Here is a 23,596-nt window from a genome sequence, read left to right as displayed (position 1 = left end):
ATTGTCACTGGTGAACAGCACGACAGTATTGTCAGCCAAGCCCTCTTCCTCCAGCGCCGCATTGATTCGGCCCACACTGCGATCCAGGGCGCGAATCATTGCGGCATACACGCGCAGGCGATGGGGCTTGATATCGCCGACTGCCTCGTAGTCTTCCCGGGTGGCCTGCAGGGGCGTGTGCACACCCCAGTGAGCGAGATAAAGGAAGAACGGCCGGTTTTTGTTGGCCTTGATCACCTTAATGGATTCATCGGTCCAGTAATCCGTAAGATAGCCGCCAGGCTCAAAACGGTCTTCATTGCCGGTATTAAAGCTGTTCGCATAGACAAGGCGCGCCCAAAGAAACTGATCGATAGGGTCGAAGTCCAACTTGGCATTAACCACGTTTGGGTCGTCCTCCGGGAGGTACAGGCCACTGGCCATAAGCAAGCTCTCATCGAAGCCCTGCTCATTAGGTGCCATGCCGTTTTTACGACCCAGATGCCATTTGCCGATATGAGCAGTCTGGTATCCCTTGTCTCGTAGTATCTCGGCGACGGTAACTTCTTCAGAAGGCAGGCCCTGGGTCTCGTAGGGAGGTTTGGATTCGTCCAACTCAGCATCGTAGATGCCGGGCGGTAAGCCATTGTCCAATCCCGCCGCGATACTGGAAACCATTCCACCCATACCCGAGGGTGTCGGCGTGAACTCAAACCCCGTGCGCGTCGGGTAGCGCCCGGTCATCATCATCGCTCTCGACGGCGCACAGGTACCCGCCCCGGAGTAGGACTGGGCAAACACCGCCCCTCCGGCCGCCAGCTGATCGATATGCGGGGTCTGCACACGCCCACCCGCCACGCCACCGCCAAATGTAGAAATATCGTTGTACCCGAGATCGTCAGCGACAATGAGAATGATATTCGGCGGCCGCTGCTGGGCCTCCGCAGCGGCCTCTGCGGGACCTTGCGCCCATTTAATTTCGCGCGCAGGCCCAACGTCATACTCGTTGGCAGACTTGTACTTAACAAGGGCGAGGAGCAGCTGCGTTTTCATCGAGTAGCCAACCCCGGCGGCTACCACAAGCAATACCAGCAGGGGCAGGAGTATTTTTCTAATCATTCTCTTCTCCGATCATGTGGACGAGAACTGGCGGCTCCCCCCTGATCCGCAAATTGTTCCGCCATGTCAGCTGTACGCGTCGTTGCCTTCAATCAAATTCTTCAGCAAGTTCTTTACGATGTTGCTACTGCTCTTCTTACTCAGTTTTTGGTGACGCCGCAGCCTGTGCCACATTTCAAAGGAGGCTATGCCGTCTATGGCTTCACGAGTCTCGCGGGTTAAAGATTTGAGCTCTGGCAATCTGTCATCTAGATCCTTGCGCAAGCCACGCTGGTTCCGGGCGTAGTTTTTGCGCAACACCTCGTAGCGCCACAGCTGCGCCTGAGTTCCCAGCATAATATTGCTAACACCCTCATAACCATCGGCATAACGTTCCACAGCCTTGTCAATCCGCTGCGCAAGCGTGCCGCTGCGATCTCCGCCCAGAAAATGCGCTTCGTAGGAATCTCGGATGTGATTGTCAGCCACCTCAAAAAGAGACTCCATGTCCTCAAAATGACGGAAGAAGGAACGAATGCCCAGTCCCGCACGATCGGATATCTGCTGAGCAGTCGGCACCAGCACGCCCTCTTCCTGCAAAGCCAAAGCCGCTTCAATGATGGCAAGTCGACTCCGTTCGCTGCGCAGACGGCGCCCGTCTATAACCTCGTCAAGCTGATCGTTTGACATATTGACCCCGAGTTACGCTCCGAAAACGCTTACTTATTGACACTAACTATGCAACAAACGGGTTCTGAGTTTCCAGTTTCGACTAACTGCGCTGCGCGTTAGTCGAAACTCGTAGAGGCTGCGGACTGTGCGGCAGAGAAGGAGGGTCTGGGGAGAGTCCGACGGGCGTACCGCAGTGAATCAAATCCCAATGCACTCATGAGACGCCGTATGTGACTATGTGACAGATACGAAAAAGGCCCCAGAGGGGCCCTTTCTTGTATCTGGCGGAGAAGGAGGGATTCGAACCCTCGATACGCTATTAACGTATACGCCCTTAGCAGGGGCGCGCCTTCAGCCACTCGGCCACTTCTCCGTAAGGCGCGGGATGATACCACCGTCCTCTATTGGGTCAAACCCGTTTTAGCCTACTCGGGCAAATCATTTGATTCCACAAAAAAGGACGCGATCTCCTCCAGCGGTTTCTTTATCAACGCCGCGGCAGGCACTGTCGCGTCAGCAGCTGGATGACCGACCACTATCAGCATGTAGGGCCGTTCGGTGGATGGTCGATTCAAAATCTTGCTAAGGAATTTCATAGGGTTGGGCGTATGCGTCAGGGTAGCCAGACCTGCGCTATGGAGCGCATTCAATAAAAACCCTGTGGCGATACCCACGGACTCAGACATGTAATAGTTTTTGCGCTTATTGCCTTCTGCATCCTTACCCTGGCGCTCGACAAAAACAGCGATAAGCCAGGGCGCCGTCTCCAAAAAAGGCTTGAACTGATCAGTACCTAGTTTGCTGAGATTGTTAAGCCACTCATCCCCGCCTCGTCCGCCATAGAATTCGGCTTCTTCAATCTCAGCAGCCTCACGAATCTGCCGTTTGAGGTCGGGAGCATTGACGCAAGCAAAGTGCCAGGGCTGGTGGTTTGCACCACTAGGGGCCGTGCCAGCAGCAAGAACGCAGGCTTCGATGATATCGGCCGGTACCGGGGTATCCGCGAAGCTGCGAACGGAGTGACGAGCTTGTACATGTTTTAAGTAGCCTAAAGCGCGCTCACGGGACTGCTCAACGCTCAGGTTTTGAACGTCAGGCAGTGGAACCGCTTGGTAGTCGTCGCTCACAGACCGGCTCAGGAGGTATACATTAGCTTTCGTCGCCGCTAGTTGGCTCTGAGCCGGCATCAGCGATTTTGTCGTAAATTTCTTCTCGGTGTACCGCCAAATCTCTCGGAGCGTTCACCCCAATGCGCACGTTGCCGCCTTTTACGCTGACCACGGTGACCGTAATGTCGTCCCCCAGCCTAAGGGACTCACCCTCTTTTCGTGTCAGGATTAGCATGTCATTCGTCCTATGTTGGCGCCAAGCTTACGCGACGCGACCACAGATTAGGCAGCAGACTCCTCTGTGGGTTCCGCATCAAGCCCGAAAGAGGAATGCAGAGCCCTTACCGCAAGTTCCAGAAACTTTTCTTCGATAATCACCGAAATCTTAATTTCTGATGTCGTAATCATCTGAATATTGATTCCGACGTCAGCCAGCGCCTCAAACATTTGGCTGGCGACACCGGCGTGGGAGCGCATACCCACGCCAACGACAGAGATTTTGGCGATGCGGCTGTCTGAGCGAACCTCTCTCGCACCCAGTTCGGCGGCGATTTGCTTAAGGATTTCCTCACCCCTGGCCAACTCGCTGCGCGAGACCGTGAAGGTAAAATCCGTGCTGTTGTCCTCAGCCACGTTCTGAACAATGACGTCGACCTCGATGTTCGCCTTGCCGATAGGGCCCAGTATTTTAAAAGCGACGCCAGGCATGTCGGGAACGCCAAGAATGGTGAGTTTGGCTTCGTCGCGGTTAAAGGCAATGCCGGCGATTGTCGGGGTTTCCATAAGGTCTTCCTCTTCCTCTAGGCTGATGAGGGTGCCCGGCCCGTCCTGAAAGCTATGGAGAACGCGCAACGGCACGTTGTACTTGCCAGCAAACTCCACTGCTCGAATCTGTAACACCTTGGATCCCATGCTGGCCATTTCCAGCATTTCTTCGAAGGTGATTTTGTCCAAACGCTTCGCGCCGTCCACAACCCTTGGATCGGTCGTGTAGACACCGTCCACATCGGTGTAAATCTGACACTCGTCAGCCTTAAGGGCCGCTGCAAGCGCCACGGCAGTCGTGTCTGAACCACCGCGCCCTAAGGTGGTGATGTTGCCTTTCTCATCGACCCCCTGAAAACCAGCGACAACCACCACGTGGCCGCTTTTTAAATCGGCGTGGAGCCGAACATCGTCAATCTCTCGAATACGCGCCTTGGTGTGGGCGTCGTCCGTGAGAATACGCACCTGCGAGCCGTTGTAGCTCTTGGCCGCCTTGCCGCGTTTTTGCAGGGCCATAGCCAGCAAAGCGGTGGTGACCTGCTCTCCAGTGGATACCAGCACATCCATTTCCCGTGGCACCGGTTGGTCCTGTATCTGCTGAGCAAGATCAATCAAGCGGTTAGTTTCGCCACTCATTGCAGACACTACGACGACAATGTCATGCCCCTGATCACGAAAGTTCGCAACCTTCTCGGCCACCTGCTCGATACGCTCCACACTGCCTACCGAAGTGCCGCCAAACTTTTGAACAATCAGTGACATCTCAAGCCTTCAGATTTTCCGCTACCCAGGTCGGAACCGCTTCCAGAGCTGCAGGCAGCAAAGTCGGCTCAGTACCACCGCCTTGGGCCATATCAGGACGACCGCCGCCTTTACCACCCAGACGTCCAGCGAATTCGCGCATTAAATCACCCGCCCGAACGCGATCCGTGAGGTCCTTGGTTACGCCCGCAACCAAAGCAACTTTGTCGTCATTCACCGCCGCGAGCAGTATCACGCCACTGCCAATTTTGTTCTTGCACTGATCCATGATCCCTCGTAGCGAACCAGCATCTGCACCGTCAACAGCGGTGGCGAGCACCTTCACGCCCTCGACCTCTATCGCAGACGCCGTGATATCACTGCCCGCCGAGGACGCCAGTTTTTGCTTTAAGCGCGCGAGTTCTTTCTCGAGGTCGCGATTTTGGCCGCGCAAAGCCGCGACTTTGGCACTGACGTTTTCCCTTGTGCCACGAACCACCTCACAAACATTGGCAAGAGCATCATCAACTGTGCGCATCTCCCGCAGGGCGTGGGCGCCCGTAACCGCTTCTATCCTCCGAACACCTGACGCGAGTCCTCCCTCAGAGAGGATCCTCAGCAAGCCGATATCGCCAGTGCGCCCCACGTGAGTTCCTCCGCATAACTCTACCGAGAATCCATCTTCGCCCATGCTGAGCACGCGAACTTCGTCGCCATATTTCTCACCGAAGAGCGCCATGGCCCCGGCCTCGCGAGCATCATCCATGCTCATCACTTGGGTAGTTACTTCCGCGTTGGCACGGATTTGAGCATTCACGCTGTCTTCTACAGCACGTACTTGCTCGGCTGTCATCGCTTCGGGGTTGGAAAAGTCAAAACGAAGGCGCTGACCGTCGACCAAAGACCCCTTCTGAGCAACGTGATCGCCAAGCTCATTGCGAAGAGCGGCATGTAAAAGGTGCGTTGCGGAGTGATTGAGACGGGTATTCTGCCTGAGCTCGTTATCAATCTCGCTGGCTACCGTATCGCCGACAGCAACAGAGCCCTCTAGGACTTTGACGTGGTGTAGATGATGACCCTGCGCCTTTGTCGTGTCGCCGACCTCCATACGAAGGCCCTCGCCGCTGAGGTAACCGCTGTCCCCCGCCTGACCACCGGACTCTCCGTAGAACGGTGTTCGATCCAGAATCACAACGCCGTGTTCCCCGGCGCCCAGTTCAGACACTTGCTCGCTGTCGCGCAGCAAAGCGACGACGATTCCATTACCGGTGATCTGATCGTAACCGGTAAATGTCGTCTCTCCCTCAAGCGTCAGGGTGCTGTTGTAATCTACGGTAAAGCCACCGCCCTCTTTCGAACGCTCTCGCTGGGCCTGCATAGCGGCTTCGTAGCCGGGCATATCCAGACTGAAGTTTCTCTCCCGCGCAATATCGTTAGTCAGATCCACAGGGAAGCCGTAGGTGTCGTAAAGCTTAAACACCACATCGCCGGGAATGACATCCCCGTCCATCGCCGCGAGGGCTTCATTGAGGATTCCCATACCCTGCTCAAGGGTCCGGGCGAACTGCTCTTCTTCACCGCGTATGACGTCTTCGATGCGCGACTGCTGCTCTGACAGTTCGGGATAAAAGTCTCCCATTTGAGCGACGAGGGTTCCGACCAATTTGTAAAAAAACAAGGCGTCAGCACCCAGCTTGTTGCCGTGACGAATCGCCCTGCGCATGATCCGGCGCAACACGTAGGAACGGCCTTCGTTGCCCGGTAACACGCCGTCAATAACAAGAAACGCGCTGGAACGAATATGATCGGCAATGACGCGTAAAGAAGATGCCGCGTAATCCTTGGTACCCACCACCTCAGCGGCAGATTTGATCAGCGCCTGAAACAGGTCGATCTCATAGTTGCTATGCACACCCTGGAGGATCGCCGCGATGCGCTCCAAACCCATGCCCGTATCTACCGAGGGCTTGGGTAAGGGGGTCATCTCGCCATCAGCGCTGCGGTTGTACTGCATGAATACCAGGTTCCAGATCTCTATGTAGCGATCCAGGTCATCATCGGGACTTCCGGGAGGCCCTCCCGGTACGTCTTCGCCGTGGTCATAAAAGACCTCTGAACTCGGCCCACAAGGCCCCGTATCGCCCATCTGCCAAAAATTATCTTCATCGAGTCGAGAAATACGCTCTGCTGGAAAGCCGATCTCCTCAATCCAGATTTTTTCCGCTTCGTCATCACTGATATGCACGGTGACCCAAAGTTTTTCCTTGGGGAGACCCAGGTTTACCGTAAGAAAATCCCAGGCAAAACGAATCGCTTCACGCTTAAAGTAATCACCGAAGCTGAAATTTCCCAGCATTTCGAAGAAGGTGTGGTGCCGCGCGGTGTAGCCCACGTTCTCAAGGTCATTGTGCTTACCCCCCGCACGAACGCAGCGCTGGGCACTGACCGCTCGGTTGTAGGGGCGCGACTCTGCGCCAAGAAAAACATCCTTGAACTGATTCATACCGGCGTTAGTGAACAGCAACGTCGGGTCATCGGCTGGCACCAGTGAGCTACTAGGAACTCGCTGATGGCCATGGGACTCAAAATAGGCGAGAAACGCCTCGCGGATTTCTCCGGTTTTCATGCCTTACTCTCTCTACTGGTGATTTCTGGGGTCGAAATCGCGACTAAGCGTTTTTATCAGTACGCGTTTTTAAAAATACTGCTGTCTTGGGTGTTCGCAGGGCGCGAACTCAGCCGACCATTTTACCCTCAGATAGCGTGCCACCGGCAATGATGTGTAAGTGCAAATGATGCACTGTCATTCCAGCGCCCTCTCCATTGTTGATGATCAAACGAAAGGCCTCGGCTACACCCAGCTGTCTGGCGACGTTTCCTGCAGCGAGCATTAAATGGCCGAGCAGGGCTTGATCGTCACCCTGCGCGTCAGAGAGTTTTTCGATCACTCTTTTAGGTATCACTAACACGTGCACCGGCGCCTGAGGATTAATGTCATTGATCGCGATGCAGTGATCATCTTCGTAGATCTTCTCTGCCGGGATTTCGCCATTAATGATCATTGTAAAAATACTGTCTGCCATGCCTAGCGCCTGCCTCTTTACTCTACATTTTTTCGGTGTCTACCCTACTTTGACAATTTTCTAACCCAGCTTCTCATCAGCCGTGAGCTGGCGGGCTTCCTCTTCCAGCATCACGGGTATGCCATCTCGTACCGGGTACGCTAATCCGCTGGCCTTGCAAAACAGCTCTTCGCTGGCCTCGTGATATTCGAGGGGCGCCTTACTCACGGGGCATACGAGGATGCTCAAAAGCTTCTTGTCGAGCACGGTGTGTCATCCTTTCACAGAAATATACGATTATACGGTTTTTTGCCCGCTGCAGGCGCTTCTCACGCCATTTGTCTTGTGTTTCTGGCTACCATGGAGGAGAATTTCGCGCCCGAATTAACCCCATAAGAGTCAATCTCATGTCATTAAACAACGTTCTTTCCAGTATTTTCCTGGCGGCGAGCCTCACCGCAGCGCCTTTCGCTGGCGCAGCCCATCACGAAGAGCCCATGTCAGACCACGCCGAGCGTGCGATGGCAATCGAAGTCGATGCCGAAGTTATTGCTGTGGATGCTGAAACCCGAGAAATGGTTCTTCAACTCCCTACGGGCGAGCAACTGACCACCAAAGTTGACCCCCAAGTAGAGCGTCTGTCCGAAGTCGTACCCGGTGACTTTTTGGTCGTTACCTATCTCGCAGCATTGGCCGCTGAGCTTCGTGAGCCTACAGAAGAAGAGATGGCCAACCCTTGGGTTGAAGGTGCTGATGCCGGCGTGGCAGGTGACGACGAAGCACCCGGCGGCGCTATGGTGTCAGCGGTTCGTGCTGTGTGCACCATCGAAGGCATGAACCGCCTTCTGGGAACCGTGACCATCATGGATTCTCGCGGCAAAGCTCACGTCATTGGCGACGTTAGCGCCGAGCGCATTGAGCAGCTCAGCATTGGTCAGTCTGTAGTGATTACCTTTACTCAGGCGCTGGCTGTTGGGATCGAAAAAGCAGCAGAGATGTAAATTGACCTCGCTCCCCGCCGATCTATCGGCGAGGGAGCGACGTTACTCCTGAGTGGATTTTTGAGGTGCCGGCTCGGGTTTAGGCGCAGGCTGGGGTTTAGGCGCAGGCTGGGGTTTGGGCATAGGCGGCACGAGTCTTTGCGGGTCGACCCGCCGATCTCTCCAGCTCATCCGCCAGTCCAAATGGGGTCCCGTCGCCCTCCCTGTTGCACCCACTGCACCGATTAGATCGCCTATTTCCAGCTCGTCACCTACTTTTGCAGACACCTCACTCATATGCAGGAAGGATGACGACAGACCGTAGCCATGATCAAGAATGACGGTACCCCCTGAGTAGAACAAATCCTGCTCGGCCAGCGTGACCCGACCCGCAGCTGGCGCATAAATTGGCGTTCCCGTGGGAACAGCGACGTCCACACCATAGTGCGGGCTTCCTGGCTTACCGTTGTAAAAACGCTGACTGCCGTAGACACCCGAAATCCGCCCCTGCACTGGCCAAACAAAGCCACCATCAATCTGCATGAGCCAATCGGGGCGCTCAATTACTTGTGCCTTTGCGGCGGCCACCAACTGCCGCTCACGACGAATTCGCTCTAGCTGCTCTTTGGGTGGCGTCACGGTCCTTTGGGGAACCCCCTCCACGCGCGAAATCCGATACTCACGCTGAGCAACAATTACCGGGTGCTCGCAGTCGCTCCCTACTCGCAGCACACTGCTTTTCGGCGCATCTCTATGGAAGGCTGCTACTACGTAGCCATTGGGCGTCACCGTTAACTGCTGATCATCCAGCTGTACCGGGGTGTCCGGTGCAACTTTTGCCCAGATCAAGCCGCCCTCCACGGGGTCTCCTTGCACATCGACGCATTGAGCCAAGGCAGACGACACAAAGGAAGCCGCAAAGGCTCCTGCGAAACATGCTCTGAAAAAGTAATGTGATCTCATATGGCGAGTGTAGGTGCCTCTGGTGTATGCAGCAATAAGCCCCGGGCATTTGTATGGATAGATCGTCTTAACACCACGGGAAATGCACTCCAAAGGACACCTGCCAGGCTAGAATACTGCTATGGGACGGTACAGAGCACCACGCCCGCGAGGGACACCACTAATCACGGCTGCAGGTGAGGCGCGACTGCGAGCGGAACTTGACGATTTATGGCGCAAAGAGCGACCCGTGGTAGCACTGGCTGTACAGGATGCCGCCAAGAACGGAGACCGCTCGGAGAACGGTGACTACATTTACGGCAAGAAACGCCTTCGAGAAATTGACGGCAGAGTACGGTTTATCAGCAAGCGACTCGAAGTCCTTCAGGTCGTGCGCGAACCCCCGAGCGACCAGGAACGGATATTTTTTGGAGCAACTGTAGAGGTCGAAGATCAACATGGTGCTCAGCAAAGCTTCACCATCCTCGGGCCCGATGAGTTCGAATCTTCTCGAGGCGAAGTGTCTATCGATGCGCCCATCGCCCGAGCGCTTTTGGGAAAAGGCGTTGGCGACTGTGTAAACCTCGAGAGCCCGGGGGGCCTAAGAGAGCTGGAGGTACTGGACGTTGCTTATCGCCACAGTTAAGCGGCTATTCTTGCCCCGTACTACTAGTCCAGTACCGCTAGCCGAGCACCACTCGCCCAGCGCCACTAGTCGAGAGCAGCATACACGAGCGCTTCCAATTGCCCTCTAAAATTAAAGGTGCTCGAGGGTATCAGCTGCGTCATGAACACCACCGCAAGATCCTCGGCTGGATCAACCCAGAATAGCGTGCTCGCCATACCTCCCCAATAAAAGCTCCCCTGCGTTGCCGGGTAGCCATTAACGACGGGATCGACCTTGGACGCGAAGCCCAAGCCAAAGCCCACACCTTCATGGTCGGTTTCGGTAAAGCCGGCCATGGCGACGCTCGCCAGATCAGCTTCCTCAGGTAGATGATTAGCCGTCATAAGATCCAGAGTCTTGCGACTAATGATCCGCTGCCCGTTAAACGCCCCTCTGCCAAGAAGCATCTGACAGAAGCGTAAATAATCGGCAGCGGTAGATACCAATCCACCACCACCGGAGTAAAAGCTGCGGCCCATGTATTGCGACGATTGAGCATCATCCTGAAGGACCAGTCGTTTCTGCCCATCTCTTGTGTAACAGGACGCGAAGCGATGCAATTGGTCATCTCGGGGACTAAAGGAGGTGTCGCACATTCCCAAGGGATCAAAAATGGTCGACTGCAAATACTCCGGAAGACTCTGGCCGCTGATCCGTTCCACGAGGTAACCCACCACATCCGTGGCCACCGAGTAGTTCCAGCGATCTCCGGGCGAAAACTCCAGGGGCAGCGTAGCGAGCTGCTCAATCATATCCTGGAGCGTGTACCCCTCAACGGGTCTGGCTACCTTAAGTTTTCGGTACGCCCTATCGATCTCCGTAGACTGCATAAAGTCGTAAGTAAGACCTGACTGGTGCGTCAGTAAGTCGCGAATCCGCATTGGACGCTCGGGAGCTCGGGTTTGGAACTCAGGATAACTCCCACCCTCTCGCACCTGGAGGCCTTTCCACTGAGGAATAAATCGATGAACCGGATCATTAAGTGAAAACAAGCCACGCTCCCAAAGCGTCATGAGCGCAATGGATACAATGGGCTTGGTCATGGAATAGATACGAAAGACCGTATCGTCAGTCATTGGGAGTTCGCGCTCGCGATCACGCTGACCAGCAATGTGTAGGTACGCGAGCTGATCGCCACGCAAAACAGCGGTAAGGCAGCCGGCGATTTTGCCCGGCTCCACATAGCTCCGCTCCAGATGCTCACCGATGCGTTTGAGGCGACCCTCGGACATCGCTGCGCGGGAGGGATCAACGCGAGTAAAATCCATTGCTCCTGGCTCCAAGTCGTGATTTTCGAAAGCGCGCAAGTGTAATGGAGGCGGTGATTAAGGTATACAAAACCGCCACGGCAATTGCTGGTCCGGCGACCACGCTGCTAAAATGGCGCGCTTTCCAACGGGCAACCAGCCCCCGCATTTGTGGAACGCTACCATGAGCATGGACCGCCTCACGACACTTGAAGGCCACGACGAGTTTCTCGCCCGACACATAGGGCCTAGCGCTGCACAACAGAGCGAAATGGCCTTAGCCGCCGGGTACGACAGCGTTGAGTCTCTCATCGACGCCACCGTCCCCTCAAACATCCGCCTGAGCAATCCCATGGCCTTAGACGGCCCTCAACGCGAAGTCGATGTTATCTCCCGCTTAAAGGCAATGGCAGAGAAAAATCGCATCTGCAAAAATTTCATCGGCATGGGGTACTACGGCACCCACACCCCCGCGGTCATCCAAAGAAACGTGCTGGAGAACCCGGGTTGGTATACCGCGTACACGCCGTATCAGGCAGAGATATCCCAAGGACGCCTCGAAGCCTTGCTCAGCTACCAACAGGTCATTATGGATCTGACCGGTATGGAGCTCGCCAACGCGTCCATGCTGGACGAGGCGAGTGCCGCAGCAGAGGCAATGACGCTGACCCAACGGGTCAACAAAAAGAACAAGAGCATGCGCTTCATTGTGGATAGCGACTGCCACCCGCAGACCCTTGCTGTCCTGAAAACCCGAGCCGAACCACTGGGCATCGAGATTGTGCATGGCAATGCTGCACAATTGCTGCAGCAAGGGGATGCCTTCGGCGTATTCATTCAATATCCGGGCAGCAGCGGCAACGTGTCTGACCCCACCGAAACCATAGAAACAGCCCACGCTCAAAACACTTTGGTCGTGGTAGCGAGCGACCTGCTAGCGCTTTTACTGCTCAAGTCTCCGGGGGAGCTCGGTGCCGATGTGGTTGTTGGCAATAGCCAGCGCTTTGGTGTCCCCATGGGCTACGGCGGACCTCACGCGGCGTTCTTTGCCACGCGAGATGCTTACAAGCGCTCGACCCCCGGACGCATTATTGGTGTCTCCGTCGATCGCGATGGGCGCCCTGCCCTGCGTATGGCAATGCAAACCCGGGAACAACATATTCGGCGTGAGAAGGCCACAAGCAACATTTGTACAGCGCAAGCCTTACTCGCGGTTATGGCGGCTTTTTATGCGATGTATCACGGACCAGCGGGTCTGCGCCAAATCGCCGAGCGCGTGCAGTTACTAACGGGCGCACTGGCTTCGGCGCTGCGTTCATCGGGCGTAAAGGTTCTTAACTCGCACTTCGTGGACACCCTGACGATCGCAAGCGACGATCAAAGAGAAAGCATATTGGCTCGCGCAGAGGCCAAGGGCGTCAACCTGCGCTGCGACAGTACTGAAACACTGGGGGTTTCGCTGGATGAAACAACTACGCGTGCCGACCTTGAACTACTCTTGGAAGTAATCACCGGAGAACCTGTAAGCATCGATAGTCTCGACGTGGAAAACGGCATTCCGGACGACCTGCACCGCGACGTCGATTACCTTCAGCATCCACTCTTCAACGAATATCATTCTGAGACTGAAATGCTGCGCTATATGCGCCGTCTCGAAAGCAAAGATATCGCCCTCAATCGCTCCATGATTGCACTGGGCAGTTGCACCATGAAGCTGAATGCCACCACTGAGATGTTGCCGGTCACCTGGGAAGGTTTCGGTGCGATACATCCGTTTGCGCCCCTTGACCAGGCGGCGGGTTATGCAGAGCTCCTGACGGATCTTGAGCGAATGCTCACGGAATGCACTGGTTACGACGCTGTATCGCTGCAGCCCAATGCGGGATCCCAGGGAGAGTACGCAGGCTTGCTAGTGATCAAGCGCTACCACGAAAGCCGGGGGGATACGGACCGCAACGTATGCCTTATTCCATCGTCTGCACACGGAACAAATCCCGCGAGCGCGGTGCTGGCAGGAATGCGTGTTGTCATCGTTGAGTGCGACGAGCAAGGCAATGTCGACACAGCTGACCTTCGCGCAAAGGCTGAGCAACACAGTGAGCAGTTGGCAGCGATCATGGTGACCTACCCCTCCACACACGGGGTTTTTGAGGAGGACATCGTAGAGGTCTGTGAGATCGTGCATGAACATGGTGGTCAGGTATATGTCGATGGCGCCAATCTCAACGCTTTAGTCGGCTTAGCAGCTCCCGGTAAGTTCGGCGCAGACGTGTCTCACCTCAACCTGCACAAGACCTTTTGCATACCCCACGGCGGTGGCGGTCCCGGCATGGGACCCATCGGCGTCGGCGCGCACCTGCAACCATTCCTGCCGTCAAACCCCGTAGTACCCGTTCCGGGACTTTCACCAGATAACGACGTCGTGTCAGCAACTCCCTACGGCAGTGCATCAATCTTGCCGATTTCCTGGGCCTACATTGCACTGATGGGTGCCCGTGGACTGACACAGGCCAGTAAAGTTGCCATCGTGTCCGCAAACTACATTGCCCATCGACTGCGCGATCATTATGGCGTGCTTTATACGGGTAGCAGCGGCACCGTCGCTCACGAGTGCATTATTGATATTCGTCCGATCAAAGAGGCTAGCGGCATCGGCGAGGAAGACATCGCCAAGCGACTCATGGACTTTGGCTTTCATGCTCCCACGATGTCATTCCCTGTCGCCGGCACTCTAATGATAGAACCCACGGAATCCGAGTCTCTTGCAGAGATCGATCGCTTCTGCGATGCGCTTATCACCATTCGTGAAGAAATACGTGAAGTGGAGAGTGGACGCTGGTCGCTGGAAGATAACCCGCTGGTCAACGCACCGCACACGCTACGTGATCTGACGACAGAGGAATGGACTCACGCCTATAGTCGTAAGCAAGCCGCGTTTGCTATGGACTCTCTCCAGCAAGACAAGTACTGGCCACCGGTAAGCCGTATCGACAACGTCTACGGCGACCGGAATCTGTTTTGCGCCTGTCCGTCTATCGACAGCTTTCGTGAAAGCACTGAGAGCGAAACTACTTTGGGATAAACAGTTTACCGACAAGAGCGTTTATCGAAGTCGCACACATCACTCAGCAGCGTGAATAACGTTAAGCAGGCGATGACGTTAGCGCGATGGCGAAAAGCTAGCTACACTCAGGAGTGTCATCCCTGACGAGGTGGTAGCTGTAGTGAGTGAGACACATCTCTTGCCGCAAAGCGATGCTGTGTTCCTGTCGGCAGGTATCGGCACGTGGCGCTGGGACGCGAAGAGCGGCGAATTTCAGCTTTCCGACGATGGCATTGAAATGCTGCAAGTGCGCAACGACGAATTGCCCCTTTGCGTAGATACTATCCTCGGTCAGATTCTCGACGAGGACGTCGACGACTTTCAAGCAGCCATGGCTCAACTTATGATCGAGCCAGGCCTTATCAAAGTCGATTTTCGAGCCCTCCTCGACAACGGCGATGTTCGGTGGTATCGCGCGGTTGGTCAAAGTTATGAAGCCGACTCAGGCAGCGTAGCGTACGCTTCAGGCGTGCTTGTTGATGTCACAGGCCAGCACAATGCTGAGCACTACTACGATACGTTCTTTCAGCAGCCCAACGGTATGCACTTGGTCGCGAGCATTGACGGCGTCATTGCACTCGCAAACAGTGCGTGGCAACTCGTTTTAGGCTACACCCCTTCAGAACTTATTGGGCGTAACTTTCTGGATCTTGTGCACGAGGAGGATCAGGAAAGCACCGTTGCCGAAATGGTCAACCTGTCAAGGGGTCTGAAAACCCTGTACTTTGAAAATCGTTATCGGCACAAGGACGGCAGTTACCGAGTCATTGCCTGGTCTGCCGCCACCGTAGAGCGAGAGTCGGTTATCTGTGGGGTGGGTAGAGATATATCGCTGGAACACGCGGCTAGACGCGAGCTCTTTCAGGCTGCGGCATTGTTCAACAATAGCGGCGAAGGAATCCTCATCTCTGATGCAGACGGCCGCATCCGGGATGTGAACGCTGCGTTCTCCCGCATAACCGGATACAGCCGCGATGAGGCTATAGGGGAGTCCACAAACCTACTGCGGTCCGGGCGTCATGACGCAGATTTTTATCAGACAATGTGGCACGCCCTGCAGAAAAATGGTGTATGGCGAGGCGAGATATGGAACCGGAGAAAGTCTGGAACCGTTTTTCCCGAGCTACTCACGATTAGTAAAATTGACGGCCCGGATGGCGGCTTCATGGCAATCTTCAGTGACATCAGCCAACTCAAAGAGACCGAAGCCCAGCTGCAAAAACTCGCGTACTACGATCCGCTGACCAATCTGCCCAACCGCTTTCTTATTAATGAGCGGCTCGAGCACGGCATTCGCCGCGCTCAGCGTCGCTCTGATCACCTTGCTGTATTCTTTCTCGATATCGATGGCTTTAAAAACATCAACGACAGCCTCGGGCATCTCGCTGGAGACAGGCTCCTCGGTATCACCGCGAACAGGCTCCGAGATGTGCTTCGTGAAGATGATAGCGTCGGCCGAATTGGTGGAGACGAATTCCTCATGCTCCTTGACGACATCGGATCACCCGAAGACGCCACCAACATTGCAGAGAAAGTCATTGGTGCCCTTCGCAAGCCTATGATCCTGGAGGGCCGCAGCGTATCGGTAAGTGCAAGCATTGGAATCAGCATATTCCCCGATGATGGGCAAACCGCCGAAACGCTGATGAGCAATGCCGACGCAGCGATGTACAACGCAAAAGATCAAGGCCGCGACACCTTCCGATTTTACTCAGAGCATCTAACGCGACAGGCATTTCAGAATGTCCTCATTGACTCTGCTCTTCGCGAGGCCATAGCAAAAAAAGAACTTCGTTTGGCGTATCAACCGCAAGTGATTAATGACAGCCAAACACTCCTCGGGCTAGAGGTTCTCCTGCGCTGGCATCACCCCACACTAGGAAAGGTACCCCCTGCGCAGTTTATTCCTCAAGCCGAACGTACCGGACTGATCCGCGACATTGGTCACTGGGTACTCGAACAGTCTTGCATTCAAGGTAGCCATTGGCTGGCTGAGGGACTGGAGTTCGGTCACCTGGCGGTCAATGTATCTGCGCCCCAGTTCCGCGCCGAAGACTTCGTAGCGCAAGTAAAGAAGGTCATCCAGGACACCCAATTCCCTCCAGAAAAACTTGAGCTAGAACTCACGGAGAGCGTTTTGGTGAAGGATACAGAAGCACTCATTGAGAGCATGCATGAGCTCAGAGCATTAGGTGTGATGTTCGCCATCGACGACTTTGGCACCGGCTACTCTTCCCTGTCCTATCTAAAGCGCATGCCCATAGATCGACTCAAACTAGACAAGTCCTTCGTAGACAACATTGCCAGTGATGAAAGCGATCGCATCATTGCCGGGGCGGTACTCGCACTGGGCGACGCACTTGACATACCAGTCATCGCGGAGGGTATTGAGCTGGACACGCAGGCACAGGTGCTAAAGGGACTTGGCTGCACGCATTTTCAGGGTTTTCTGTATGGCATGCCGATGTATGCGCCGCGCGCGGAGGCGCTTTTACGTTCGCATAAGGCCTGAGCCCGCCACACGACGCTTGCAAGATTGTCTTACCCAAAATGCCCATGCGAAAAAAAGGCGCCCGGAGGCGCCTTTTCAACTTCTAAAGGTTTTAGAAGCTGTAACGGAAGTCCACTCCGTAGCTTTGAAGCGCAGAAGGATGCAAAAAGCTTCCGCCGAACTCGGGCGTAGGAATCACTTCCTGCAGATACTCCTCATCGGTGATGTTGCGACCCCAGGCGGTAATCGCCCAGTTTTCGCCCTCGAGCCCTACTCGCAAGTCCACGGTGCTAAACGCATCGCGAGATGACTTGGAGAAGTTCTGATTGAATCCAGGACCGAAGAAGGCGTTCCAAATTGTGGGAGTCTCCTCACCCTGTAGGGTGTGGAACCACATCTCGCCGGTGTACTGCCAATCCAATCGGCTCACCAACTGCATGTTGCCGCCCACGGGGAAGCTTAGCTCCGCACCAAGGTTACCGGTTGTCTCTGGCGCTTGAGGAACATCATTGCCCTCAGACAGAGGACGGTGATTGTTCTTCTCAATCTCAGAATCCATGAGGCCTATTCCGCCATAGACTGTAAGGTATTCAGTCGCAATGAAGGTGAAGTCCGCCTCGATACCCTGAATATAGAGCTCATCGATAGTTGTAACTGTACGCAAGATTCCGAAAGGTCCCGCGTAGAACTCAAAGAACTGATTGTCTTCAACATCCGTGCGGAAGGCAGCGGCATTTAAGCGCAGACGACGATCCATCAGTTCGGACTTAAAGCCTACTTCAAAGGCGGTGGAGATTTCCTTGTCATAGTCGTCGGTTACCTGAAGCTGCGCATCAACGACTTCGCCCGGGCCACCAAAACCTGAGTTAAACCAGAAGTTCAACAAGTCCTCGGTACCGATAGCATTGAAGCCACCGCTTCGAAATCCAAGACCATAGCTTGCATACACGTTCACAGCATCAGTCATCGCCCAGTTCCATGTTGCCTTGGGCTGAAGCTGACTAAAGTCACGCGCACGATCAGGAATGCCATTAGGGTTGTTGGCAAAGGCCGGGTTGATCGGCAATGGAGCGCCCGTCGCCGGATCCAGCAGGTTAATGTTGAGGCCCGAGTTCAGAACGTTAGGCACCTTGTTACTGACCTCTCGCTCTTCACGGTCATAGCGCAGCGCGAAAGACAGCTCCATGGTGTCGGACAGATCGAACTCCAACTGCCCGTAGATGGCATACACCTCAGTGTTAAATTCATCCCAGAAAAGGAGATCAGTGGGATTAGGTCCCGTTGGGTCAACGTAGGGCTGCTTTAGGAACCCCTGCCCTTGGTCAGCACCGTAGCCCACCAGCGATTCTCGCTCAATATCTGCGTAGTAAACGCCCGCGATCCAGCGAATCGCGTCGTCTTCAGGGCCGACTAAACGCGCATCAATACTAATGTCTTCCTGATTACGCTCTTGATACTGATAGCCATCACAGGTCAGAGGATTGTATGGGCCGTAGACACCCTGGAAGTCAGCACCCGGCGGCAAGACGCCAAAGGGGTTGAACGGTTCGCCGAACAAATCAGGACGAGTAAAGCTGTTTAATTCGCCGCGACCTGCCTGACAGGATGGTGTCAGCTCGTAGCCATAGAAGGTCGCTGCTGTGCCATCAGAAAGCAGAGACTCTTCTAGATCGCTGTAGGCAACGCTCGCAACAAGGTCCGCAAAGTCCAAAGCCCAATCCAGCTTGATCGCAAAGTCCGTGGTGGTCTGCTCATTCTCGCCCGGCGTGTTGAACGTGAAACGGAAATCCACGTCATTAACATCCTGGTTGTAATTAGGCGCACCAAAAGCGTCAACAAATGCGGGAATCGCAAATCCGGCGTTGAAGTTGATAGCGCCAGCACTGACATCGGAGTAACCACCCCTGAAGTCTATGGTCAGATCGTCAGTAACATTCCACTTGAGACGACCACGCACGCTAGTGTCTTCAAGATAATCAACAACATCATCCTGATTGGTGAAAATGTTCTCGTAAAAACCGTCGGTCTCGCTGGTGCTGATAGCGATACGACCCAGCAACTTATCCTTTACGATAGGACCGCTAAACATCGCGTTCCCACGGAGAGTACCGACATTTCCAACGGTGCCTCCCACGCGACCTTCAAATTCGTTAGTCGGCTCTTTGGTGGTAACAAGAATCGCACCAGCCACGGCGTTCCGACCATAAAGAGCGCCCTGAGGACCTTTCAGGACCTCAATCTGCTGAACATCGAAGAGCTCTTCGTTAAAGCTGTTCGGGTTGGTGCTTAAGACGCCGTCGACGACATAAGCGAAGGTCGATTCCGCATCTCGTGTAGAAATGATGCCGCGAATGCTTAACTGTGTATCACCCACGTTCGCTGAATCTACGAGAGTAACGTTGGGTACCAGACCGACGTAATCACCCGCACGCTGAATGCCTGCACGCTGAATCGTGTCCTCATCGATAGCAGAAATCGCGATGGGTACTTCCTGAAGGTTCTCAGAACGCTTTCGCGCCGTTACCACCACTTCTTCGATGGCGAGGTTATTCCCCTGAGCCATCACCCATTGCGTTGCAGGCAATAACAGCGTCGCTGCCAAAGCCTGCACTAGCGGTTTCTTCATGCTTTGCATTCCCGTTCTCCTACCCTCGTGAGTGTTGATTGCTTTTCTTATTGCCAGCACCATCGGTGCCGAAATCTTGATTCAGGTCCATTTCCTTGAGGCGCCGCCACAAGGTGGTGGGACTAATACCTAACTCTTTACTGACCGCGTTCTTATCTCCGGCGAAGCGCTGCATTGCCTCAGCAATAGCTCGGCACTCCTGCTCCTTAAGCAAACCTGCGGGCATCTGCCGGGCAGGCTGCACTGCTGATAGCTCCGGAAGAAGCTCCTCAAGCTCCAATTGGTCCACCGCAACACCTTGAGCTGCGTTCACAGCGAGCCGCTCTGCAAAGTTCTGCAGTTCACGAACATTCCCCGGCCAACGGTACCCCAGGAAAGGGCCTGTTAACTGAGCCATCAAGGCCGCAACATCCAAATCAACCTCATACTGCCTCGCGTACTCAGCCAAATAATGCTCGGCAATGGCTTCCACGTCCTCAGGCCGCTCCCGAAGGGGCGGAAGTCTTAAAGTAAATACGTTGAGGCGGTAATAAAGATCATCTCGAAACTGACCGGCATCTACCGCTTCTTGCAGATCGGCGTTAGTAGCTGCGATCACCTTAAAATCGAGAGGTAATTCTCGGGTGCTACCCACAGGCCGCACACTCCGCTCCTGCAATACCCGAAGCAGCTTCACTTGTTGCGAGAGAGGCATCTCCCCGACCTCGTCCAGATATAGAACACCGCCGTTGGCTTGTTCGACCAATCCTACTCGGCCGCCTCGCCGAGAGCTCGTGAAAGCTCCATCGACGTAGCCGAAAAGTTCGCTCTCGAAAAGCTCATTGGGGATGCTGCCACAGTTGATGGCAACCAACGCCCCGTTGCGATAGTCCGAGGCCTGATGAATCTCTCGCGCGATGTGCTCCTTACCAGTACCACTTTCTCCCTGAAGTAGCACCGCAGCACTGCCTCGAGAGTAGGTCCGCGCCAATTCCGCAACGCGGGACATTTGCGGAGAGTCGATCACGAATCGGCCTGGTGATTGCGCCGTGTCTCGCTCTGCTGAGCGCACACGAGCCTGGCGTAAAGCCTCATCGAGCATTGAGCGCGCGGACTCTCGACTGTAGATCAGTACTGCGGGCAGGCCTCGACGGGTCGCTAACTCGCAAATATAGCTTGGACCCACGACCACGTCGGCACTGCCAGCCGCCGCCATGGCCAGAAGCTTCTCAGCCGCCTCGTCAGTCGTTGCATAGCTTTGGTGCCGAAGACTCCCACCCAACAATGCTGGCAAGGCAGTAAACAGACGCCCTTCAGATTCCGGCACCGCGGCGTAGGTGAACACGTGAACCCGTTCAGCAATACGTCGAGCTCGCGCCACTGCATCCACAATATCGGTATCGGTTACCGGTTGAGCGATGACTGGGACCTTCAGTGAGTTCTGCAGGAAAGCAGCGTTTGATCCTGCACTGGCGATCACGTCGGGCTTGTGCTCCTTCACCAGGGCCTGATAGTCCACACTCCCCGATGCCACGGACTCTACGATAATGATCTCAGCCTCATCCTTGTACTCGGGTAGTACAGAGTTAATAAGTTCGCTGAACTTGCGATAGCCGATGAGTAAGATGCGCGCGCGGCTGCTCATGAAGCGACCTCAATCGCATCGCGCACATCATCCAACGATACGACTTCAGCATATTTCGCGTGCATATCGTGCAGGTTCGCGTTATGAGCCTCTTTGTTGCGATCACCTACTGCTTCTTCAACCACCCAAACCACGTAGTCATGTTGCAGTCCATCCACCACCGATGCTCTTACGCAACCACTCGTGGTTAAACCCACCATCACCAGAGAGTCCACTGCCTGATCCTTTAACCACTGCTGAAGCCCCGTGGCAAAAAATGCACTGGCGTAGTGCTTCTCAAAAACCGGCTCTGAAGCCAGGGGGCTGAGTCGATCGTCAACCTCTACCGCAAGGCTGTCCTTGGAGAGAGTATTCAACGCAGGAAGCCGTTCTCGAAATACGGCAGCTTGAGCTTCATTCGAGTACGCCACGGTAGTGAAGCACACCGGCAAATCACGACTGCGAAAAATTGTTTGCAAATCAGCGCAGGCCGCGACGACCGCATCGCTTTCTGATCCGAGAGGACTCCTGGAATCAGTAAACGCGTTGATCATATCGATCAGCAACAAAGCCGGACGGGCTCCGAGTGCTAGCGGTTGTCGGGCGAGATCAGGCATGACTCAGGCTTGACGCTCCGCAGGAAATTGCGGGGTCACTGGTGGAGGAAGATGCGTCTCTTCTTCACAGCGCGCCTTAATCTCCTCGATCGTGCCACCGCGATTAAACAGAGGCTGATCGTCGCTGCGCTCTGACCGAAGCTGCTGGCGAAGGGACTCTGTGGCATCAGTATCGACGCTGCCATCAGCAGCCATCACCACGCCGTATCGCTTTGCGCCGTCTGCACTAACCAAGCGCCTCGCTACGTCCGCACGAACTAGCTCGGGGTCCCGTGCGAAGGGATCACCCCAGCCGCCGCCACCCCAGGTATTAAAGTACAGCAAGTCGCCTGCCTTGACCTTTATGCCCTCTACCTTGGCCGGCAACCATTGCTCACTGCCATCGCCCCGCACCAGACGCTTCGTAGAACGCTGCCCCGTATCACCGCCCAGAACCCCCCAGGGATGGGTCAACCAGCGCTCATCGTGAATACCGATCTCGCCATCTGCCAAAAACCGATAGGCGACAGAAAGACCATTACCACCGCGGTGGAGTCCAGCGCCACCAGAATCGCAAATGGTTTCATAGCGTTCTATGCGCAGTGGAAAGTAGGACTCAATGAACTCATTGGGAACATTAGTAAAGCCCGGCCACAGAGAGTGGCCATCAGGTCCGTCACCAACAGGACGGCCTGGTATGCCGCCGAAACCAATCTGAAACAACTGGAACCACTCGCCGTCCTTACCGGGGCGCTGATCGTAGCCCGAATAAAAAAGGTGCGGTGAATCAGAAAAGCCAGCTGCGTTAAGCATTTGCTCTGGCGCCCCCATACCCAGTAACGCGCCTAGCAAATCAAAAATTCGTCCCAGGGCATGAGTACGTCCTGACAAGGCTGCGGGGAACCTGGGCTTTAGGAGCGTGCCTTCAGGGATACGCACGTCCACAAGATCATAAAAACCGTCGTTGAATACGATCTGGGGATCCACCACGTTGATAGTGAAGGAACCAAAGAACATCTTGAACATATCCTCATTGAGGAAGAAGTTCACAGAACTCTGCGCCTGGGGATCCGTGCCATCAAAGTCAAAGATGGCGGTGGAGCCCTCGCGCCACATACGGCATTTAATCCGATAGGGACCCATACCCATGCCGTCGTCGCAAAGATAATCTTCGAATTCCCGAGGCTCTTCCGGGATAAACATCTCGATGATGTGCTTCATTGCTGAATGGTTGCGATCAAGCATCACGTCCATGGTGGACTTGAGCACATCATCACCAAAGCGCTCCGCCAGCTCCACACAGCGCTTAGCCGCCGTGTTGCAGGCTGCCACCAAGGCATTTAGATCAAAGCGATTCCATTGCGGCGTTCGCACGTTATGCAGAATAAGCTCCAGCAGATCAGTCTGCAGTTCACCGCGCTTGTAAAGCTTCGTAGGCGGTATGCGAATGCCTTCCTGATAAATGGTGGTGGCCTCGATGGGGATAGAACCCGGAACCATTCCACCGTTGTCGGACATGTGCCCAAACATAGCCGACCAGGCTATGTGGCGACCGCCCTTGAATACAGGCACAAGAACCACCCAATCGGGCAAGTGAGAAACCGCAGCGTTACACATGTAAGGATCGTTCGTGAGGATAATATCTCCCTCCTCGATCTCCGCGTCGTAAGCTTCCAGAAAGGGGCCGATAAAAGATCCAAACTGACCCACAACCATTTTGCCTTCACGGTTGGCGATCATGGGAAAACAATCGCCCTGCTCACGGATACCTGGCGACATCGCGGTTCTAAACAGTACCGCGTCCATTTCTTCGCGAGCGTTGCGCAGAGCATTCTCAATAATATCGACCGTCACGCCATCGACGTCGACACTCTGAAGTGCCGCGGTATTAGTCTCTTTGATGATCGCGGGCATA

The 23,596-nt window shown here is 54.9% G+C and carries 18 protein-coding genes and 1 tRNA gene; 4 read left to right on the top strand and 15 right to left on the bottom strand.

What is annotated here, in order from left to right; translation table 11 throughout:
- The 9 genes from AB8B76_RS07280 to AB8B76_RS07240 form a co-directional block, all read right to left on the bottom strand.
- Positions 1–1,098: sulfatase-like hydrolase/transferase (locus AB8B76_RS07280; protein ID WP_405271354.1), on the bottom strand; the 1,098-nt coding region annotated here is incomplete at its 3' end.
- 66 nt (positions 1,099–1,164) lie between these two features.
- Positions 1,165–1,767, bottom strand: a complete 603-nt coding sequence (locus AB8B76_RS07275; RefSeq protein ID WP_405271353.1) for a TetR/AcrR family transcriptional regulator — start codon at positions 1,765–1,767, stop codon at positions 1,165–1,167.
- A 264-nt stretch (positions 1,768–2,031) separates the two neighbouring features.
- Positions 2,032–2,122 (bottom strand) — tRNA-Ser (locus tag AB8B76_RS07270).
- A gap of 52 nt (positions 2,123–2,174) precedes the next feature.
- Entirely contained in the window at positions 2,175–2,876 is a 702-nt protein-coding gene (locus AB8B76_RS07265; RefSeq protein ID WP_405271352.1) for a nitroreductase family protein, read from the bottom strand.
- A 22-nt stretch (positions 2,877–2,898) separates the two neighbouring features.
- Positions 2,899–3,093 carry a carbon storage regulator CsrA gene (csrA, locus tag AB8B76_RS07260; protein WP_405271351.1) on the bottom strand — a complete coding sequence of 65 codons (195 nt, stop codon included), beginning with the start codon at positions 3,091–3,093 and terminating at the stop codon, positions 2,899–2,901.
- Positions 3,094–3,140: 47 nt separating this feature from the next.
- Positions 3,141–4,385, bottom strand: coding sequence for an aspartate kinase (locus AB8B76_RS07255; RefSeq protein WP_405271350.1), 1,245 nt, complete (start codon positions 4,383–4,385; stop codon positions 3,141–3,143).
- Position 4,386: 1 nt separating this feature from the next.
- The gene (alaS, locus tag AB8B76_RS07250) at positions 4,387–6,990 is read right to left on the bottom strand and encodes an alanine--tRNA ligase (RefSeq protein ID WP_405271349.1); all 2,604 of its coding nucleotides are present in this window, start codon (positions 6,988–6,990) and stop codon (positions 4,387–4,389) included.
- A 109-nt stretch (positions 6,991–7,099) separates the two neighbouring features.
- The gene (locus tag AB8B76_RS07245) at positions 7,100–7,447 is read right to left on the bottom strand and encodes a histidine triad nucleotide-binding protein (RefSeq protein WP_405271348.1); all 348 of its coding nucleotides are present in this window, start codon (positions 7,445–7,447) and stop codon (positions 7,100–7,102) included.
- Between the two features lie 60 nt (positions 7,448–7,507).
- Positions 7,508–7,693: a Trm112 family protein gene (locus AB8B76_RS07240; protein WP_008296215.1), complete on the bottom strand. Its 186-nt coding sequence runs from the start codon at positions 7,691–7,693 to the stop codon at positions 7,508–7,510.
- Positions 7,694–7,833: 140 nt separating this feature from the next.
- On the opposite strand from AB8B76_RS07240, the gene AB8B76_RS07235 reads away from it, so the two are divergent.
- Positions 7,834–8,427, top strand: a complete 594-nt coding sequence (locus AB8B76_RS07235; RefSeq protein ID WP_405271347.1) for a hypothetical protein — start codon at positions 7,834–7,836, stop codon at positions 8,425–8,427.
- 42 nt (positions 8,428–8,469) lie between these two features.
- On the opposite strand, the gene AB8B76_RS07230 is transcribed toward AB8B76_RS07235, so the two are convergent.
- A complete protein-coding gene (locus tag AB8B76_RS07230) occupies positions 8,470–9,312 on the bottom strand; it encodes a M23 family metallopeptidase (RefSeq protein WP_405271346.1) in 843 nt (280 codons plus the stop codon).
- A 178-nt stretch (positions 9,313–9,490) separates the two neighbouring features.
- On the opposite strand from AB8B76_RS07230, the gene greB reads away from it, so the two are divergent.
- Positions 9,491–9,994, top strand: coding sequence for a transcription elongation factor GreB (greB, locus tag AB8B76_RS07225; RefSeq protein ID WP_405271345.1), 504 nt, complete (start codon positions 9,491–9,493; stop codon positions 9,992–9,994).
- A gap of 65 nt (positions 9,995–10,059) precedes the next feature.
- Here greB and AB8B76_RS07220 read toward each other — a convergent pair whose 3' ends face one another.
- On the bottom strand, positions 10,060–11,283 hold the full coding sequence (locus tag AB8B76_RS07220; protein ID WP_405271344.1) for a serine hydrolase domain-containing protein: 1,224 nt from the start codon (positions 11,281–11,283) through the stop codon (positions 10,060–10,062).
- 163 nt (positions 11,284–11,446) lie between these two features.
- Between AB8B76_RS07220 and gcvP the strand changes: the two genes are divergently transcribed.
- The gene (gcvP, locus tag AB8B76_RS07215; protein WP_405271343.1) at positions 11,447–14,344 is read left to right on the top strand and encodes an aminomethyl-transferring glycine dehydrogenase; all 2,898 of its coding nucleotides are present in this window, start codon (positions 11,447–11,449) and stop codon (positions 14,342–14,344) included.
- Positions 14,345–14,486: 142 nt separating this feature from the next.
- Positions 14,487–16,877, top strand: a complete 2,391-nt coding sequence (locus AB8B76_RS07210) for an EAL domain-containing protein (protein ID WP_405271342.1) — start codon at positions 14,487–14,489, stop codon at positions 16,875–16,877.
- A gap of 91 nt (positions 16,878–16,968) precedes the next feature.
- Here AB8B76_RS07210 and AB8B76_RS07205 read toward each other — a convergent pair whose 3' ends face one another.
- Genes AB8B76_RS07205 through AB8B76_RS07190 form a run of 4 tightly spaced genes read right to left on the bottom strand, consistent with a single transcriptional unit; the run spans position 16,969 to position 23,595 of the window.
- Positions 16,969–19,482 carry a TonB-dependent receptor gene (locus AB8B76_RS07205; RefSeq protein WP_405271341.1) on the bottom strand — a complete coding sequence of 838 codons (2,514 nt, stop codon included), beginning with the start codon at positions 19,480–19,482 and terminating at the stop codon, positions 16,969–16,971.
- A gap of 19 nt (positions 19,483–19,501) precedes the next feature.
- Entirely contained in the window at positions 19,502–21,106 is a 1,605-nt protein-coding gene (locus tag AB8B76_RS07200; RefSeq protein ID WP_405271340.1) for a sigma 54-interacting transcriptional regulator, read from the bottom strand.
- The gene (locus tag AB8B76_RS07195) at positions 21,103–21,702 is read right to left on the bottom strand and encodes an isochorismatase family protein (RefSeq protein WP_405271339.1); all 600 of its coding nucleotides are present in this window, start codon (positions 21,700–21,702) and stop codon (positions 21,103–21,105) included. Before AB8B76_RS07195 ends, AB8B76_RS07200 begins: the two co-directional genes overlap by 4 nt.
- A gap of 3 nt (positions 21,703–21,705) precedes the next feature.
- Positions 21,706–23,595 carry a hydantoinase B/oxoprolinase family protein gene (locus AB8B76_RS07190; protein ID WP_405271338.1) on the bottom strand — a complete coding sequence of 630 codons (1,890 nt, stop codon included), beginning with the start codon at positions 23,593–23,595 and terminating at the stop codon, positions 21,706–21,708.
- Between the last annotated feature and the right edge of the window lies 1 nt (position 23,596).

The organism is Congregibacter sp. (assembly GCF_045107095.1).
Lineage (GTDB): Bacteria > Pseudomonadota > Gammaproteobacteria > Pseudomonadales > Halieaceae > Congregibacter.
This window is presented reverse-complemented; position numbering and strand designations above follow the sequence as displayed.

Coding starts and splice junctions, on each gene's coding strand:
- AB8B76_RS07275 (WP_405271353.1), bottom strand. CDS start 1,767: ATGTCAAACGATCAGCTTGACGAGGTTATAGACGGGCGCCGTCTGCGC.
- csrA (WP_405271351.1), bottom strand. CDS start 3,093: ATGCTAATCCTGACACGAAAAGAGGGTGAGTCCCTTAGGCTGGGGGAC.
- AB8B76_RS07255 (WP_405271350.1), bottom strand. CDS start 4,385: ATGTCACTGATTGTTCAAAAGTTTGGCGGCACTTCGGTAGGCAGTGTG.
- alaS (WP_405271349.1), bottom strand. CDS start 6,990: ATGAAAACCGGAGAAATCCGCGAGGCGTTTCTCGCCTATTTTGAGTCC.
- AB8B76_RS07245 (WP_405271348.1), bottom strand. CDS start 7,447: ATGGCAGACAGTATTTTTACAATGATCATTAATGGCGAAATCCCGGCA.
- AB8B76_RS07235 (WP_405271347.1), top strand. CDS start 7,834: ATGTCATTAAACAACGTTCTTTCCAGTATTTTCCTGGCGGCGAGCCTC.
- greB (WP_405271345.1), top strand. CDS start 9,491: ATGGGACGGTACAGAGCACCACGCCCGCGAGGGACACCACTAATCACG.
- AB8B76_RS07220 (WP_405271344.1), bottom strand. CDS start 11,283: ATGGATTTTACTCGCGTTGATCCCTCCCGCGCAGCGATGTCCGAGGGT.
- gcvP (WP_405271343.1), top strand. CDS start 11,447: ATGAGCATGGACCGCCTCACGACACTTGAAGGCCACGACGAGTTTCTC.
- AB8B76_RS07205 (WP_405271341.1), bottom strand. CDS start 19,482: ATGAAGAAACCGCTAGTGCAGGCTTTGGCAGCGACGCTGTTATTGCCT.
- AB8B76_RS07200 (WP_405271340.1), bottom strand. CDS start 21,106: ATGAGCAGCCGCGCGCGCATCTTACTCATCGGCTATCGCAAGTTCAGC.
- AB8B76_RS07195 (WP_405271339.1), bottom strand. CDS start 21,702: ATGCCTGATCTCGCCCGACAACCGCTAGCACTCGGAGCCCGTCCGGCT.
- AB8B76_RS07190 (WP_405271338.1), bottom strand. CDS start 23,595: ATGCCCGCGATCATCAAAGAGACTAATACCGCGGCACTTCAGAGTGTC.